Origin of the sequence: Bacillus sp. TH22 (genome assembly GCF_016651015.1) — a bacterium.
Classification (GTDB): domain Bacteria; phylum Bacillota; class Bacilli; order Bacillales; family Bacillaceae_G; genus Bacillus_A; species Bacillus_A mycoides.
In genome coordinates, this window is record NZ_JAEKER010000001.1 from 4,473,292 (window position 1) to 4,489,014 (window position 15,723).

The window sequence follows — 15,723 nt, forward strand, 5'->3', positions numbered from 1 at the left end:
CAGTGGGGGTTTTGTTCATCGCCCACTGATTATCAGCCCTCACCAATAGGGCTTTTATGGGCAGCCCGATCCCCACCTAACTTCTTTACTTTCGCTGAATTTTAAGGTAGGGGTCTTACCGCCCGCAAATAGCAGGATAACGGTAAAAAAAGGAAGTGGAAGCTTCCTTTTTTATTGAAAATTACAGCAACAAAAGAAAGAGAATTTTGTTATGATAAGGAAGGGTGAGGAAAGGGGAGTTTACATATTGGGGTATATTGAAGAGTTACGCAAAGTAGTTGGTACAAGACCACTTATTTTAGTAGGATCAGCAATTATTATATTAAATGATAATCAAGAAGTATTGCTTCAATATCGTTCAGATACATATGATTGGGGCGTACCTGGTGGGGCAATGGAACTGGGAGAAACGACAGAAGAAACTGCTCGTAGAGAATTATTCGAGGAGACGGGACTAAACGCGAAAATTATGCAATTTCTTGGCGTTCTTTCAGGAAAGGAAGTTTATTTCCGTTATCCAAATGGAGATGAAATTTTTAATGTGATTCATCTGTATCAGGCACATCATGTAAGCGGAGAATTAAAGCTCGATCATGAAGGGTTAGAACTTCAATATTTTCCAGTAGATAAGTTACCAAAATTGAATGAAACGACAGAGAAGATATTACAAAAATTCTTATACGCATTGACAGAATAGAAGGTTAATTCCTTCTATTTTTATTATATTAAATATTTTGATTTTTTGGTATGTTTATAGTATGATAATTTTAGACATACAACTTATGGAATTTCACCTACAAATTTACTAGGGTACATAAGAGAGGGGCAAGTACAAAATGCATAATGTTGTCATTACAGCTGCAGTTCGTTCACCAATTGGAACTTTCGGAGGAGCACTAAAAAATATAACACCAGTAGAATTAGCTGTTCCTGTACTTCAGGAAGCTGTAAAAAGAGGCGGAGTAGAGCCACATGAAGTTGATGAAGTAATTTTAGGTCATTGTATTCAAAGAACTGATGAAGCAAATACGGCAAGAACAGCTGCATTAGCGGCAGGATTTCCTGACACAGTTACTGGTTATACAATTCAACGTCAATGTTCTTCAGGTATGCAAGCAATTATGTCTGCTGCAATGCAAATCCAATTAGGTGTAAGTGATATTGTTGTTGCAGGTGGAGTAGAAGCAATGAGCTCGAGCCCTTATGCATTAAAACAACACCGCTGGGGACAACGTCTACAGCACGGAGAAATTCGTGATACGGTGTGGGAAGTTTTAGAAGATCCGATTCACCATATTATGATGGGTGAAACAGCGGAAAATTTAGTTGAACAATATGAAATTACAAGAGAGGAACAAGATGAAGTTGCGCTTCGTAGTCATACATTAGCGTTGCAAGCGATGGAGTCTGGATACTTTGACGATCAAATTGTTCCTATTACAATAAAAGAACGTAGAAAAGAAGTTGTATTTGCGAAGGATGAACATCCACGTGCAGATATTACAGCGGAAAAATTAGCAGGATTAAAACCAGCTTTCCGTAAAGACGGATCAGTAACTGCAGGGAATTCATCTGGTCTTAATGACGGAAGTGCAGTTCTAGTATTAATGAGCGAAGAAAAAGCAAAAGAAAAAGGCTTACAACCGTTAGCTCGAATTGTTGGATACTCAGTAGCGGGTGTAGATCCGAAAATTATGGGTATTGGACCAGCACCAGCAATTCGTAAAGGATTAGAAAAAGTAGATTGGTCATTAGAAGATGCAGATTTACTTGAAATTAATGAAGCTTTCGCTGCACAATATTTAGCTGTAGAGAAAGAGTTAGGGTTAGACCGTGAGAAAGTGAATGTAAACGGTAGTGGTGTAGGACTTGGACATCCAATTGGTTGTACAGGAGCTCGTATTACGGTAAGTTTAATTCACGAATTAAAAAGACGTGGATTAGAGAAAGGTATTGCCTCTCTATGCGTTGGAGGCGGTATTGGAGTAGCTTTATTTATAGAAGCATTATAAAAAAGAGGCAGCGATTGCTGCCTCTTTTTTTATGACTCAAATAAGTGATGAAATAATCGATCGCGATTTTCAAAGAAAAGTTTCGTCGTTTGGTAATGCTCCGTTTCTTCTAATGTCGATTCGTGAATCCCTTCTTGAGTTAAAGAGTATATAGTAGATTCAGGATAAGCCATTAAAATGGGAGAATGCGTCGCGATAACAAATTGTGAACCTTGTTCAGCTAGTTCGTGCATGCGAATGAGCATTGAAAGTTGTCTCATTGGGGATAAAGCTGCCTCAGGCTCATCTAAAATGTATAAACCTTGTCCTGAAAAACGATTCATAAATAATGAGAAGAAGGATTCGCCGTGTGATTGTTCGTGAAGTGAAACGCCGCCATAAGATTTTATAGCATCTATTTCATCGATATAAGAAGCAACGTTATAAAATGATTCAGCGCGAAGAAAGAAACCGTCTTTTGGTGTATTGAAACTTTTTGAAATTCGAATGTATTCATGTAAAGATGAATGTGAATCGTACGTGTTAAAACGGAAGTTCTTCGTTCCACCTTCTGCATTAAAACCTAAAGCAACTGCAATCGCTTCGAGTAATGTTGATTTCCCCGTTCCGTTTTCTCCAATAATGAATGTTACATTCGGATGGAAAAGGAGTGATTGTAATGTTCGTATAGCCGGTAAGCAGTATGGATATGCGGAAAAGCTAGGGATATTTTCTTTTTGTAATGTGACACTTTTTAAAAAGGGTACGTCAATCAATATATAAACCTCAATTCATAACGGATTTTGATTCTAAAAAAGCAGCAAATACAAGTGTAATACAACTTGCTAGTAATATTGTATATTGAAGTGCGCCAAAACCGAGACCTTCCCAGCCGAAAGTCATTCTTTTCCATATAAAAATGAAAAGAACGCTCATAAAGCCAAAGAGAGCAGGCATATATTTTATAATTTTCAAGTGCTTCCATAGAAAGAAGCCAATGTATGTACTTAAAAAAAGGTAGACAGAACAAGAAAAAATACAAGTGTTAACGACACGTGAACTCCTCCTATTTTCTGAATATTTTATGTGGATTATAACACGTAAACTATCATATTCCAATGTGAAAATAAATATTGCATCAAGATTAATTCTCTCGTTATGATAGATGATATTCTATTAGAAATATGAAGAGGAGTATTAATATGCCGTTTACATTTGCACATCCAGCAGCTGTTCTCCCTTTTGCTAAGAAACATTCTAGTTATATTTCGGTGACGGCTCTTATATTAGGTAGTATGGCACCTGATTTTGAATATTTTTTATATTTTAGGCCATACGGTATTATTGGCCATACATGGGCTGGTTTCTTCTATTTGAATTTACCACTCGTTTTTTTATTAGCATATGCATATCATCGTATTTTAAAAGGACCATTTATAACACATTTACCTAAGCCTTTTGCTAGTTACTATAAATATGTAGTAGGTGAGAAGTGTGGGCTTTATACTTGGAAAGATTTTTTTGTATTTTGCTATTCTGCTTTATTCGGTATGGTGACGCATGTCGTTTGGGATGCTTTTACCCATAAGACAGGCTATTTTGTTATGAAAATACCGCTGTTACAGCAAGAAGTATATAGTATTCCAATTTATAAATTTTTACAGCATGGGAGTACGTGTTTTGGTCTACTATTACTAATATATGTGCTATGGAAATATAGAAGGGAAACTGATCAAGATACTAGTTTAACTTCGGAAAAAAAGAAATATTGGGCTTCATCTATCGTTGTGACGGCCATTATATTTATCGTGCACGCGTTATTAGACCCCTATTTTCATATTTTCCAAATAGGAGGTATAATAGTATCTGGACTGACAAGTTCGTTTTGTGGACTTCTTATCGTTTCTATAGTTTACAAATCAAGGGACTAATATATTTTAATGAATGATAGTGTTAGGAGAAATTAAATCATGAAAGCATGGAAAAGTATTTTTGTTTTATGTAGTTTTCTTCTTATGTTAAGTGGTTGCTTCCATCAAGAAGAAAAGAAGGCAGAACCTAAAAAGAAAGAATCTATTCCAGAAACAAAAGAGTATGGTGGGCGTGAGCTTAAAAAAGTAGGACAAAAAGTGAAAGAAAAAGGGTGGGGGACATTTGAATTAGAACAGATGCATTCTGTGAATCAGACATTTGAAGTAGCCCCAATGAAAATTCACGTACAAGACGTTAAAGTTATCTCATTATCACAAATGAGCAAAGATGCAAAAAATACATTGAAAGTGTATACTGCATTAACTCCTGAAGAAGTAAAGCGTAGATTGGGAGATAAAGTGAGTCAAGAAGACGCTGAATTATATGCATCGTTAAGTGGAACAGAGATTAGCGATACGATTCGGTATGTTGAAATTACATATAAGGTAGAGAATAGTGGAAATAAGAACATGCAATTCTTCTCTATGAATGATGTTATTATTAATGACAAACAGCATTTTAATGTAGCGACTCAAAACTTTTTATATGAAGAAGACACACTTGTAGGCACAAAGAGTGTATCAAGGGAAGATTATAAACCTGGTGAGACACGAGAAGGAATTATCGGTTTAATACTCGATGATGGAAAAGAGAAGGTAAAGGATATTAAGTTTACGACAGATGATTTAGCAGTGGGAGATACTCATGAAGCTGTTAAAGAGCCACAAACTTTCAATATCTCATTTTCTAAGTAAGGTGTGTATTTAAACGAAAACAGTCAGCATAAAAAGTTATGCTGACTGTTTTTTTAGTTCTTTCACATATGAATCTACACTTTGAAAAGGTACTGTAATTTTAAAAGCATCTTTTTGCTCGTTAAATTGTTTTTCATTATAAGGACCGAATCGTTTATTATGCTTTACATCGATAATCCAATAATGTTCACTTTTTTTATTTGTAATTGCTGCGTCAGGATTATTTGGATCTGATTTTTCCTCAATTTGTTTTGTGATAATGTATTTATCGTCCCAAGCAATTTCTGTAATCTTTGCAGGGATGTATTGTGTAGCATATACAGCATCCTGAGAGGGGAAAAGTTCAAATGCATCTCCAGAAGTATGGATGAGTTCATATTCATCGTTAATTGTATAAGTTAAATGGTTTGTATTGCCTGTACAACCTGTTAATAAGAGTGCGGCAAATAGGATTATCCATCTTTTCAATATGGGAACCTCCTTTATAATGCTGTTGTAACACATTGTACAAGAAAAGTAAGCGAAACGCCAGTTTACAATGTTTTTTAGAAGTGGTACGATGAAACGGGTAAAGAAGGATATGAAGGAGTCGACACAAAATGAAGTTAAAGATGCATCGTCCAGCGCTTGTAATGAATCGCATAGGTGCTTCCCTTATTGACATGTTTTTAATCTCGGTTACGTACGGTGCAGTAGTAGCTATTATTACAGGAAACTATAGTGCTATTTTTGATCGTTTTAATATAAGTTTAGGTGACTATAGATATGACCTTACACTTGTTTTCGTATTAATGGCTATAAATTTTATTCTGTTACCTTTTCTTTGGAACGGTTCTACACTTGGTAAAAAGGTAACAAGAACAAAAATAATCTCGTTAACAAGTGAAAAACTAACGTTACAAACATTAATAATACGATTTTTGGTATTATTATTACCAAGCATATTATTACTTGGAGTTCCATTAATATGCAATGTATATATGATGTTATTCCGCAAAGATAATTGTGGCTTCCATGATTTAATTGCAAAGACGAAAGTGATGAGTCTTGTATAATTAATATTTAGATTATACGTGCTACTAATGAAATAAGACTTTTTATCGTTTGTATATAAAAAGTCTTATTTTTAATTTCGTGAAAAATTTCATCATTCTCTTATTTTTTCATAAAATTAGATGAATGGAATTGATATAGGGTGGATATCTCCTATATAGTACCTTCCATATTACGGAAGGATGTTTAAAGAAGCTGTAGCTAATTCAAACATCCTATTTTCGTTTTGAATAGATTGAAAATTAAGAGAATGATACAATGGATATAAATAATATCGTTATATAACAAAGGGGGATTTGGAATGACTGGAGGTAGCTTAATATTTTGGGGAATTCTTATTTTTATTGGTTTAACCTTCGATCAATATAATAGTAAGAAAAAAAAAGAAACAGAAAAGTAATCGCTTACAAGTTGTGGGATAAACTTTTCCTGCTTGCGGACTAATCTAATAAAGGAGTATACTGAATGACGGTAAGACATATAGAAGGGGTAATGAAAATGAAGCTTGCAGGAAAAGTTGCCATTGTAACTGGTGGTGGCATCGGTATTGGACGTAGTACAGCTCTTTTGTTGGCTAAGCAAGGCGCAAAAGTAATTGTGACGGACATTGATCAAGAAAGTGGACAAGCAACAGCCGAGGAAATTACGGATTTAGGCGGAGAAGCACTTTTTGTATCCTACGATATGGGGAAGCAAGGAGATTGGCAACGTGTTATTAGTTTTGCTATGGAGGCATACAGTCGTATTGATATGCTTTTTCAAAATGCTGGTCTATATAAAATAGATTCTATTTTTTCTCGCCAACAAGAGAACGATTCCAATGTACTTTGTATTAATGACGTTTGGATAGAGATAAAACAATTAACGTCATCTTTTATGAAACAGCAAGAAGAAGTGGTGCTTAGTGATTTACCTGTTTTTGGTATTATTAGCACGAGAGGACAATCATTTCATACAATAGAAGCCCTAGTATAATAATGGAAAACCGCCCCCAGTATATATGTGGACGGTTTTTTTGTATGTTCTATTATAGAACTTTATTTTTTAACGAATACGTTGTTCGGTTTGGCTATCAAAGAAATGTGCTTTATTCATATCAAAAGCAAGTTTAATTTGGTCACCAGGTGAAAAAGTATGTCTTGCATCAACACGTGCTGCAAAATCTTGATTTCCAAGTTTCATATATAAAATGGATTCAGCCCCTAACAACTCTGCAACTTCAATTTTTGTTGTGAAAGTAGTAGCTTGTGAAGCTTCTAAAAATAATAGTTCATCATGAATATCTTCTGGACGAATACCTAAAACAATTTCTTTATTTACATAGCCTTGTTCGCGTAATAACTTCATTTTTCCTTCAGATACTTTAAACTTTAGTGAACTGTCTATAACGAAATCGGTTTCAGTTAATTTTCCACGGAAGAAATTCATTGCGGGTGAACCGATAAAACCACCAACGAAAATATTTTCAGGTGTTTCATATACTTCTTTTGGAGTTCCAATTTGTTGGATTTTGCCGTCTTTCATAACAACAAGGCGTGAAGCCATTGTCATTGCCTCAGTTTGATCATGTGTTACATAAATTGTCGTTGTGCCAAGGCGGTGGTGTAATTTAGAAATTTCTGATCGCATTGCAACACGTAGTTTAGCGTCTAAGTTTGATAATGGTTCATCCATTAAGAAGACTTTTGCGTCTCGAACAATTGCTCTACCTAATGCAACACGTTGACGTTGTCCACCTGATAAAGCTTTCGGTTTTCTATCTAAATATTGTTCAAGCCCTAAAATTTGAGCTGCATGTTTCACTCGACGGTCGATTTCATCTTTCGGTATTTTTCGAAGTTTTAATCCGAATGCCATATTATCATACACACTCATATGTGGATAAAGAGCGTAGTTTTGGAAGACCATTGCGATATCTCGATCTTTTGGAGGAACATCGTTCATTAGCTTACCATCAATTGAAAATTCTCCTTTTGAAATATCTTCAAGTCCAGCTACCATTCGTAGTGTTGTAGATTTTCCGCATCCAGAAGGACCAACGAATACGATAAATTCTTTATCTTGAATGTGTAAGTTAAAATCTGTTACGGCTGTTACGTTATTATCATATATTTTATAAATATTTTCTAATTTAAGTTCTGCCATGATATTTCCCCCTAGAAAGTTTATGCAAACGTTTTCTTTGAATTTATTATAAACGAATAGATTCAAAAAAGAAATAAAAACACTATAAAAAAATAAAACGTTTTCATTATTCCTATGAATATATAATAAGTTTCACATGTTTTATTAGAAAAAGAAAATAAATATTGTAAGCGCTATTTTAAATTTGGATAGAATCTGTTATCATTCAGTAATGAAAACGTTTGCGCCTTAAAAAAAGAAAAAAGAATCAATAGTATAGATGAAATGGGGTAGCATAATGGGAAAACAATGGTGGAAAGAAAGTGTAGTATATCAAATTTATCCTCGTAGTTTTATGGATAGTAATGGTGATGGTATAGGTGACCTTCGTGGTATTCTTGCGAAGCTAGACTACTTAAAAGAATTAGGTATTGATGTAATTTGGTTATCACCAGTCTATGAATCTCCAAACGATGATAATGGTTACGATATAAGTGATTATTGTAAAATTATGAACGAGTTCGGAACAATGGAAGATTGGGATGAACTATTACATGAAATGCATAAACGTAATATGAAACTTATGATGGACTTAGTTGTTAATCATACTTCAGATGAACATAATTGGTTTATTGAATCATGTAAATCGAAAGATAATAAATATAGAGACTATTATATATGGCGCCCTGGAAAAGAAGGGAAAGAGCCGAATAACTGGGGAGCAGCATTTAGTGGATCTGCATGGCAATATGATGAGATGACAGATGAATATTATTTACATCTGTTTTCTAAAAAACAGCCAGATTTAAACTGGGATAATGAAAAGGTAAGACAAGATGTTTATGACATGATGAAGTTTTGGTTAGAAAAAGGAATTGATGGGTTCCGTATGGATGTTATTAATTTTATTTCTAAAGAAGATGGCTTACCATCTGTTGAAACGGATGAAGAAGGATATGTTTCAGGGCATAAACATTTTATGAACGGTCCGAATATTCATAAGTATTTGCATGAAATGAATGAAGACGTATTGTCTCAGTATGACATTATGACGGTTGGGGAAATGCCTGGTGTAACGACAGAAGAGGCTAAATTGTATACAGGGGAAGCTAGAAAAGAACTACAAATGGTATTCCAATTTGAACATATGGATTTAGATTCCGGAGAAGGTGGGAAATGGGATGTAAAACCATGCTCACTTCTTACTTTGAAACAAAATTTAACAAAGTGGCAAAAAGCATTAGAACAAACAGGATGGAATAGCCTTTATTGGAATAACCATGACCAGCCTCGCGTTGTATCTCGTTTTGGTAATGATGGAGCTTATCATACTGAATCAGCGAAAATGTTAGCGACAGTACTTCATATGATGAAAGGGACACCATATATTTATCAAGGAGAAGAAATCGGAATGACAAATGTTCGATTTGAATCAATTGATGAATACCGAGATATTGAAACACTAAATATGTATAAAGAGAAAGTTATAGAGCGCGGCGAAGATATAGATAAAGTGATGCAGTCTATATATATAAAGGGCCGAGATAATGCTAGAACTCCGATGCAGTGGGATGATAGAGAACATGCTGGATTCACAACGGGTGAGCCTTGGATTGCGGTAAATCCTAACTACAAAGAGATTAATGTGAAACAGGCAATCCAAGATGAAGAATCAATTTTTTATTACTATAAAAAATTGATTGAATTACGTAAAAACAATGAAATAGTTGTGTATGGAACATATGATTTAATATTAGAAAATAACCCTTCTATTTTTGCTTATGTAAGAACATATGGAGAAGAAAAGCTTCTGGTGATTGCAAACTTTACTGCAGATGAATGTGTATTTGAATTGCCTGAGGACATTATTTATAGTGAAGCAGAGTTATTAATACACAATTATGATGTAGAAAATGTATTGATAGAAAACATTACATTACGACCGTATGAAGCAATGGTATTTAAATTGAAATAAGAAAAGCCTTATGCCACCCTGGCATAAGGCTTTTACTATTACCATTTTAAAATAGAGAATCCATACGGTGGAAGTGTAACTTGTAATACACTTGCTTCCGCTGAAAATTCTTCGTTTGTATAAATGTTAATTATTTTCTTCCTGGTAATATGAAGAGGGAGTGAAGTTGTAACTTCACTGTTAGTAGGATTTAAAACGAAAAAGATAGTTTCATCTTCATATGTTTTTGTATAAGAAATATAATTATGTTCATCATTTGCCTCAATGAATTGAAAAGTACCATTTCCTCCAAATGCTTTATGTTGTTTCCGTAATGAAATTAATGTTTGTATATGTGTAAATAAAAGAGTATCTTGTTCTTTTTCATCCCATATCATACATTTGCGGCAGTCAGGGTCCATTCCACCATCCATACCGATTTCATCGCCGTAATAAATACAAGGAGAACCGATGAAAGAAAGGTGAAATACATAGAGTAACTTTAACTTATTTTTATCCCCGTTACATGTTGCTAAAATTCTAGGTGTGTCATGACTGTCTAATAAATGAAATGCCGCTTCATTTACATTCATAGAGTAGGAATGTAGAGAATCGGTAATTTGTTTCATAAATTCACTTGCATGAATGGATTCGTTAGCAAAGTAAGAAAGTAGAGCGTTTGTAACAGGATAGCTCATTACAGCATCAAATTGGTCACCTTGTAGCCATGGGAGTGCATCGTGCCAAATTTCACCTAAAATATATACTTCAGGATTTAATGCTTTTATTTCACTTCGGAATTCTCTCCAAAAACTGTGATCGACTTCATTTGCTACATCAAGGCGCCAACCGTCTATATTGAATTCTCTTACCCAATAACGCCCTACTTCAAGTAAATATTCTTTTACATCTGGGTGTGCTGTATTTAATTTAGGCATATACGGTGTAAATGCGAAAGTATCATAATTAGGAAGTGGCTCGGTTATAATTGGAAATTCATGAATATGGAACCAATCTTTATAGGCGGAATTTTCACCTTGTTCCAGCACGTCTTGAAATTTATCAAAGAAGTACCCGCTATGATTAAAAACAGCGTCGAGCATTACTTTTATACCATGTTTATGACACGCCTGGACGAGTTCTTTGAAAGTTTCTTTCGTCCCAAATTGTGGATCGATTTCCATGTAATCAATTGTGTCATATTTATGATTCGAATGAGCTTTGAAAATAGGAGTGAAATATATTCCGGAAATTCCAAGCTTCACAAGGTAATCAAGGTTTTGAATAATACCAGCAAAATCTCCGCCGAAAAAATTAGTTGGAGTTGGTTCGGTACTTCCCCAAGGGAGGGTGTTTGCTGGATTTAATGTGTTATCCCCGTTAGCGAATCGTTCCGGGAAAATTTGATACCATACTGTGTCTTTAATCCAGGATGGTGCTCTGAAAACGTCTTTTGCATGAATGAATGGAAAGCAGAAAAAGTTACCGACATCGTCATTTGGAATATTAGAAAAAAATCCTCTTTCTGTATAAATAAGAGTTTCTACGTCGTTTTTTAATTCGAATCCATAACGTAAGCGTTTAAATTTCGGTTTGATTGAAACCGACCAATAATCAAATAACTCAGTAGATCCAGTTTTTTTCATTGGTGTACTTGCTGTAATCCATTTCCCGTCCTGCCATTCGTACGGATCCCCGTAGATGAGAGCGGCGCTGTGAACATCATCTCTTTTTGTGTGTATTCGGATGTGAATTGTTTTTTCGTCGTAAGCGTATGCATAATTATCTTTTGGCCTATGATAGATCGCTTCTTTAAGCATATAGAAAATCCCCCTTTAATATCTCTATACATATAGTTCCCGTAAATGAAATAATAAAGATTATGTTGCAAACGATTGCCTTCCACATAACTTTAATATTGCTTATAAGAGTAGTATTCATTTTATGTAAAGTCAATGAATAAAGAGTGTGATAAGATTATTTTGAAAATTAATATTTGCAAAATGAATAAAAGGATGTATAATGATAGACAAATAGCGCAAACGTTTTCATAGATTTAGATATTGTTTGCGCTTCTATTAAACAATTAAATGCAAACGTTTTCAATTAAAGAGGTACATAGACAATTTAGGGAGGTTTTTGGGATGAAGAAAGCATTATCACTATTAACGATTTCAGCATTGTCAATTGGCATGTTATCTGCATGTGGACCGAAAGATTCAGGAAAAAAAGAGGAAAGTAAAGCGAAGAAAGACTATGATCTTCTCGTTTGGGAAGATGATAAAAAAGGTGTTGGTTTAGAACCAGCAGTGAAAAGCTTTGAGGAAAAATATAAAGTAAAAGTAAAAGTTGTTGAAATGCAAATGACAGATCAAGTGAAGAAGTTACGTCTTGATGGACCAGCGGGGACGGGACCAGATGTTGTAACATTGCCACACGATCAAATCGGAAATGCAGTAACAGAAGGCTTACTTTCTGAAGTAAAAGCAGATGATGCTGTGAAGAGTAAATTTACTGACTTATCAATAAAGGCACAAACATACAACGGGAAATTATATGGTTTACCAAAAGCAATTGAAACACCAATTTTTATTTACAATAAAAAATTAATGCAAAAAGCTCCAGAAACGATGGACGAGCTATTTAACTTCTCAAAAGACTTTACGAAGGATGGCAAGTACGGATTTTTAACATTAGGAGATAACTTCTACTTTGCTAACGCGTTTATGGCAGGTATGGGCGGATATGTATTTGGTGAGAAAGACGGAAAGCCAAATGCAAGTGATGTTGGATTAAATAATAGCGGAGCAGTACAAGGTGCTGAATATCTTCAAAAATGGTACAAAGAAAAGTTATTCCCAAAAGGTATTATCGGTGAATCTGGTGGACCTGCTGCTGATGGATTATTCAATGAAGGAAAAGCAGCATCTATTATGAATGGACCGTGGGCGTTCCAAGCGATGGAAAAGAACGGAATTGATTATGGTGTTGCTCCAATGCCGAAATTACCAAATGGTCAACCGATGAAAACATTTGTTGGGGTAAAAGGATGGCATGTAACAAGCTTCTCTAAACAAAATGATTTAGCTACAAAGTTCACTGAGTGGGTAACAAATGAAGAAAATGCAAAAATTCGATTTGAGAAGACAAAAGAAATTCCTCCAGTAAAATCAGTAATGGAAGATCCGGTTATTAAAGATAACGAAGCTGCAAAAGCAGTTGCAACTCAATCAGAAAATGGAATTCCAATGCCGAATATTCCAGAAATGCAAGAAGTATGGAAACCAGCTGGAGACGCTCTTCAGTTAGTTGTTACAGATAAAGAGGCACCAAAATCTGCGCTTGATAGTGCAGTGAAACAAATTAAAGGAAATATTGAGGCAAACCACAGTAATAAAAAATAAGGTGAAGTTCGTGCCTCTAATAGGAGAGGCACGAATTCTCTCCCTTCCAAGTAGGAAGAAAAAAGGGGGAAGGAACATGCAAACATCTATGGAACCAATGAAAGATATGAACGGTTCGAAACATAGGAAAATGGCGACCATGTTATCTATTATTCCAGGCATGGGTCAAATATATAATAAACAATTTGTAAAAGGTCTTATTTTTCTAGTATTAACAGGTTCATTTATTGTAGCATTTGCTGATTTGTTAAATATGGGATTATGGGGAATTGTAACGCTCGGTACAGAAGTTCCACGTGACCATTCTGTCTTTCTATTAGTAGAAGGAATTTTGGCACTTATCGTCATAGTGTTTGGACTAGGAATATATGGATTTAACTTATATGATGCATACCAAAATGGGAAGAAACGTGATATAGGAACACCATTAAACTCAGTAAAAGAGCAATACCGTAACTTATTAGATCAAGGTTTTCCATATTTAATGGTTTCACCAGGATTTCTATTACTTATCTTTGTAGTTGTATTTCCAATCATTTTTGTAATTTTAATTGGATTTACGAATTATGACTTATATCACTCTCCTCCAGCTAAATTAGTAGATTGGGTGGGCTTTAAAAACTTTATTGATATTTTCACATTACCAATGTGGAGAGAGACATTTTTAAGTGTATTTTCTTGGACTGTCATTTGGACATTTGTTGCAACAACATTACAAGTTGCACTTGGTATTTTCTTAGCAATTATCGTAAATCAGCCTGGTATTAAAGGTAAGGCAATTATTCGAACAATCTTCATTTTACCGTGGGCTGTTCCAGCATTCGTATCTATTCTTGTCTTCTCGGGTATGTTTAATGAAACATTTGGAGCAATTAATAATCAAGTATTAGCTTTATTCGGGATTGAAAAGATTGCTTGGATGACAGATCCGTTTTGGGCGAAGATTGCTTTAATTATGATCCAAACGTGGCTCGGTTTCCCATTCGTCTTTGCAATGACAACAGGTATATTGCAATCGATTCCAGGAGAATTATATGAAGCTGCTACAGTAGATGGAGCAACTGCTTGGCAACAGTTCCGCAAAATTACATTGCCACTTGTTTTATACGCAACAGCACCAATTTTAATTACACAATATACTTTTAACTTTAATAACTTTAGTATCATTTATCTATTTAACGGCGGAGGTCCTGCTGTAGCGGGGCAAGATGCAGGTGGAACGGATATTTTAATTTCATGGATTTATAAGTTAACGATGACTTCAGCGCAGTACGGAAAAGCAGCAGCTCTTACAATGATTTTATCGTTAATCGTTATTACAGTTGCATTATGGCAATTTAAGAGAACAAAATCATTCCAAGAAGAGGATATGATGTAAATGAATATTAAACGACAAAAGATGTTACGTCTTTCATTAAGTTATTTAGTTATCTTCATAATGTGTGCGATTATTTTCTATCCATTACTATGGATTATTGGTTCATCGTTTAATCCAGGAGATAGTTTGTCTGGTTCTAGCATTATTCCAAAAAATGCTACGTTAGATCATTATCGTAAGCTACTTGATCTTGATTCAAGTAAGTACTTACTTTGGTATAAAAATACGTTAAAAGTTAGTGTTATGACGATGATTTTTTCGGTGTTAGCAATTAGCTTTACTGCTTATGCATTTTCGAGATATCGTTTTGTCGGAAGAAAAAATGGTTTATTAACATTTTTAATTCTACAAATGATTCCGAACTTTGCAGCGTTAATCGCACTATACGTATTAGCACAGTTAACAGGATTAATTGATACACATCTTGCATTAATTTTAATTTATGTAGGTGGAGCAATTCCAATGAATACTTGGCTTATGAAAGGGTATTTTGATACGATTCCGAAAGAGTTGGATGAGTCAGCCCGCATGGATGGAGCAGGACACTTCCGTATTTTTTGGCAAATCATTATGCCGCTTGCAAAGCCAATCGTAGCGGTTGTAGCATTATTCACTTTCATCGGTCCATTTACAGATTTCATTTTAGCAAGTATTATTTTACGCACGCCGGAAAATTACACTTTAGCAGTTGGACTCTATGAAATGGTAGCGAAGAAATTTGGTAATGAATTTACGACGTTTGCGGCTGGTTCCGTATTAATTGCAATCCCGATTTCGATTTTATTCTTATCACTACAAAAATACTTTATTTCTGGTTTAACAGCTGGAGGTACGAAAGGATGAGAAATGGGACATTATGTCCCATTTTTCTTTTCATCTCTCTATAAAAAAATTATAGAGAGATGAAAAGAGATTTGACATCGCATATGAAAAGAAGTGAAATAAATAGTATATTATAGTATAGGAAAAAGAGCTATATCCCTTACAATACATGGAGAGGGAGAATATGATAAGTTTTGCAAGATAGAATAAATAAATGACAGTTTATGACTTCTCCTATGACTTGCAACGGGTGCAAGATAAAATATATGAA

15 protein-coding genes and 1 pseudogene are annotated in these 15,723 nt (G+C 34.7%); 11 read left to right on the forward strand and 5 right to left on the reverse strand.

Annotated features, from left to right (window positions below):
* The first annotated feature begins 247 nt into the window (after window positions 1–247).
* Together JFU18_RS22955 and JFU18_RS22960 are read left to right on the forward strand one after the other, a co-directional pair.
* Entirely contained in the window at window positions 248–697 is a 450-nt protein-coding gene (locus JFU18_RS22955) for an NUDIX hydrolase (RefSeq protein ID WP_012261633.1), read from the forward strand.
* A 139-nt stretch (window positions 698–836) separates the two neighbouring features.
* Complete coding sequence (locus tag JFU18_RS22960; protein WP_002128911.1) at window positions 837–2,012, forward strand: acetyl-CoA C-acetyltransferase; 1,176 nt, start codon at window positions 837–839, stop codon at window positions 2,010–2,012.
* A gap of 29 nt (window positions 2,013–2,041) precedes the next feature.
* On the opposite strand, the gene JFU18_RS22965 is transcribed toward JFU18_RS22960, so the two are convergent.
* Together JFU18_RS22965 and JFU18_RS30395 are read right to left on the reverse strand one after the other, a co-directional pair.
* A complete protein-coding gene (locus JFU18_RS22965) occupies window positions 2,042–2,767 on the reverse strand; it encodes an AAA family ATPase (RefSeq protein ID WP_061674451.1) in 726 nt (241 codons plus the stop codon).
* Window positions 2,768–2,777: 10 nt separating this feature from the next.
* Window positions 2,778–3,046 (reverse strand): annotated as a pseudogene (locus JFU18_RS30395) (hypothetical protein).
* Between the two features lie 147 nt (window positions 3,047–3,193).
* Here JFU18_RS30395 and JFU18_RS22970 point away from each other — a divergent pair.
* Together JFU18_RS22970 and JFU18_RS22975 are read left to right on the forward strand one after the other, a co-directional pair.
* Window positions 3,194–3,922 (forward strand): DUF4184 family protein, encoded by a 729-nt coding sequence (locus JFU18_RS22970; protein WP_201034277.1) that lies wholly within the window; start codon window positions 3,194–3,196, stop codon window positions 3,920–3,922.
* 36 nt (window positions 3,923–3,958) lie between these two features.
* Window positions 3,959–4,717, forward strand: a complete 759-nt coding sequence (locus JFU18_RS22975; protein ID WP_033715007.1) for a hypothetical protein — start codon at window positions 3,959–3,961, stop codon at window positions 4,715–4,717.
* 36 nt (window positions 4,718–4,753) lie between these two features.
* Here the strand turns inward: JFU18_RS22975 and JFU18_RS22980 are convergent, their stop codons facing one another.
* Window positions 4,754–5,185 (reverse strand): DUF3997 domain-containing protein, encoded by a 432-nt coding sequence (locus JFU18_RS22980; RefSeq protein WP_002033805.1) that lies wholly within the window; start codon window positions 5,183–5,185, stop codon window positions 4,754–4,756.
* A 131-nt stretch (window positions 5,186–5,316) separates the two neighbouring features.
* On the opposite strand from JFU18_RS22980, the gene JFU18_RS22985 reads away from it, so the two are divergent.
* The 3 genes from JFU18_RS22985 to JFU18_RS22995 all read left to right on the forward strand — a co-directional run bounded on the left by JFU18_RS22985 (window position 5,317) and on the right by JFU18_RS22995 (window position 6,745).
* Window positions 5,317–5,772 carry an RDD family protein gene (locus tag JFU18_RS22985; RefSeq protein ID WP_002033806.1) on the forward strand — a complete coding sequence of 152 codons (456 nt, stop codon included), beginning with the start codon at window positions 5,317–5,319 and terminating at the stop codon, window positions 5,770–5,772.
* 299 nt (window positions 5,773–6,071) lie between these two features.
* Window positions 6,072–6,170, forward strand: coding sequence for a hypothetical protein (locus tag JFU18_RS22990; protein WP_002142992.1), 99 nt, complete (start codon window positions 6,072–6,074; stop codon window positions 6,168–6,170).
* Between the two features lie 65 nt (window positions 6,171–6,235).
* Entirely contained in the window at window positions 6,236–6,745 is a 510-nt protein-coding gene (locus JFU18_RS22995) for an SDR family NAD(P)-dependent oxidoreductase (RefSeq protein ID WP_002033807.1), read from the forward strand.
* 69 nt (window positions 6,746–6,814) lie between these two features.
* Here the strand turns inward: JFU18_RS22995 and JFU18_RS23000 are convergent, their stop codons facing one another.
* Window positions 6,815–7,915, reverse strand: a complete 1,101-nt coding sequence (locus JFU18_RS23000; RefSeq protein WP_002066938.1) for an ABC transporter ATP-binding protein — start codon at window positions 7,913–7,915, stop codon at window positions 6,815–6,817.
* Window positions 7,916–8,192: 277 nt separating this feature from the next.
* On the opposite strand from JFU18_RS23000, the gene malL reads away from it, so the two are divergent.
* A complete protein-coding gene (gene malL, locus JFU18_RS23005) occupies window positions 8,193–9,869 on the forward strand; it encodes an oligo-1,6-glucosidase (RefSeq protein WP_002128902.1) in 1,677 nt (558 codons plus the stop codon).
* A gap of 38 nt (window positions 9,870–9,907) precedes the next feature.
* On the opposite strand, the gene JFU18_RS23010 is transcribed toward malL, so the two are convergent.
* Window positions 9,908–11,668 (reverse strand): alpha-glycosidase, encoded by a 1,761-nt coding sequence (locus JFU18_RS23010; protein ID WP_201034276.1) that lies wholly within the window; start codon window positions 11,666–11,668, stop codon window positions 9,908–9,910.
* Window positions 11,669–11,992: 324 nt separating this feature from the next.
* On the opposite strand from JFU18_RS23010, the gene JFU18_RS23015 reads away from it, so the two are divergent.
* The 3 genes from JFU18_RS23015 to malD all read left to right on the forward strand — a co-directional run bounded on the left by JFU18_RS23015 (window position 11,993) and on the right by malD (window position 15,473).
* Window positions 11,993–13,252 (forward strand): extracellular solute-binding protein, encoded by a 1,260-nt coding sequence (locus JFU18_RS23015; protein ID WP_201034275.1) that lies wholly within the window; start codon window positions 11,993–11,995, stop codon window positions 13,250–13,252.
* Window positions 13,253–13,328: 76 nt separating this feature from the next.
* Window positions 13,329–14,630, forward strand: a complete 1,302-nt coding sequence (gene malC, locus JFU18_RS23020) for a maltosaccharide ABC transporter permease MalC (RefSeq protein WP_002088367.1) — start codon at window positions 13,329–13,331, stop codon at window positions 14,628–14,630.
* Window positions 14,631–15,473: a maltosaccharide ABC transporter permease MalD gene (malD, locus tag JFU18_RS23025; protein ID WP_002160656.1), complete on the forward strand. Its 843-nt coding sequence runs from the start codon at window positions 14,631–14,633 to the stop codon at window positions 15,471–15,473. It abuts the gene before it with no gap.
* Window positions 15,474–15,723 lie beyond the last annotated feature (250 nt).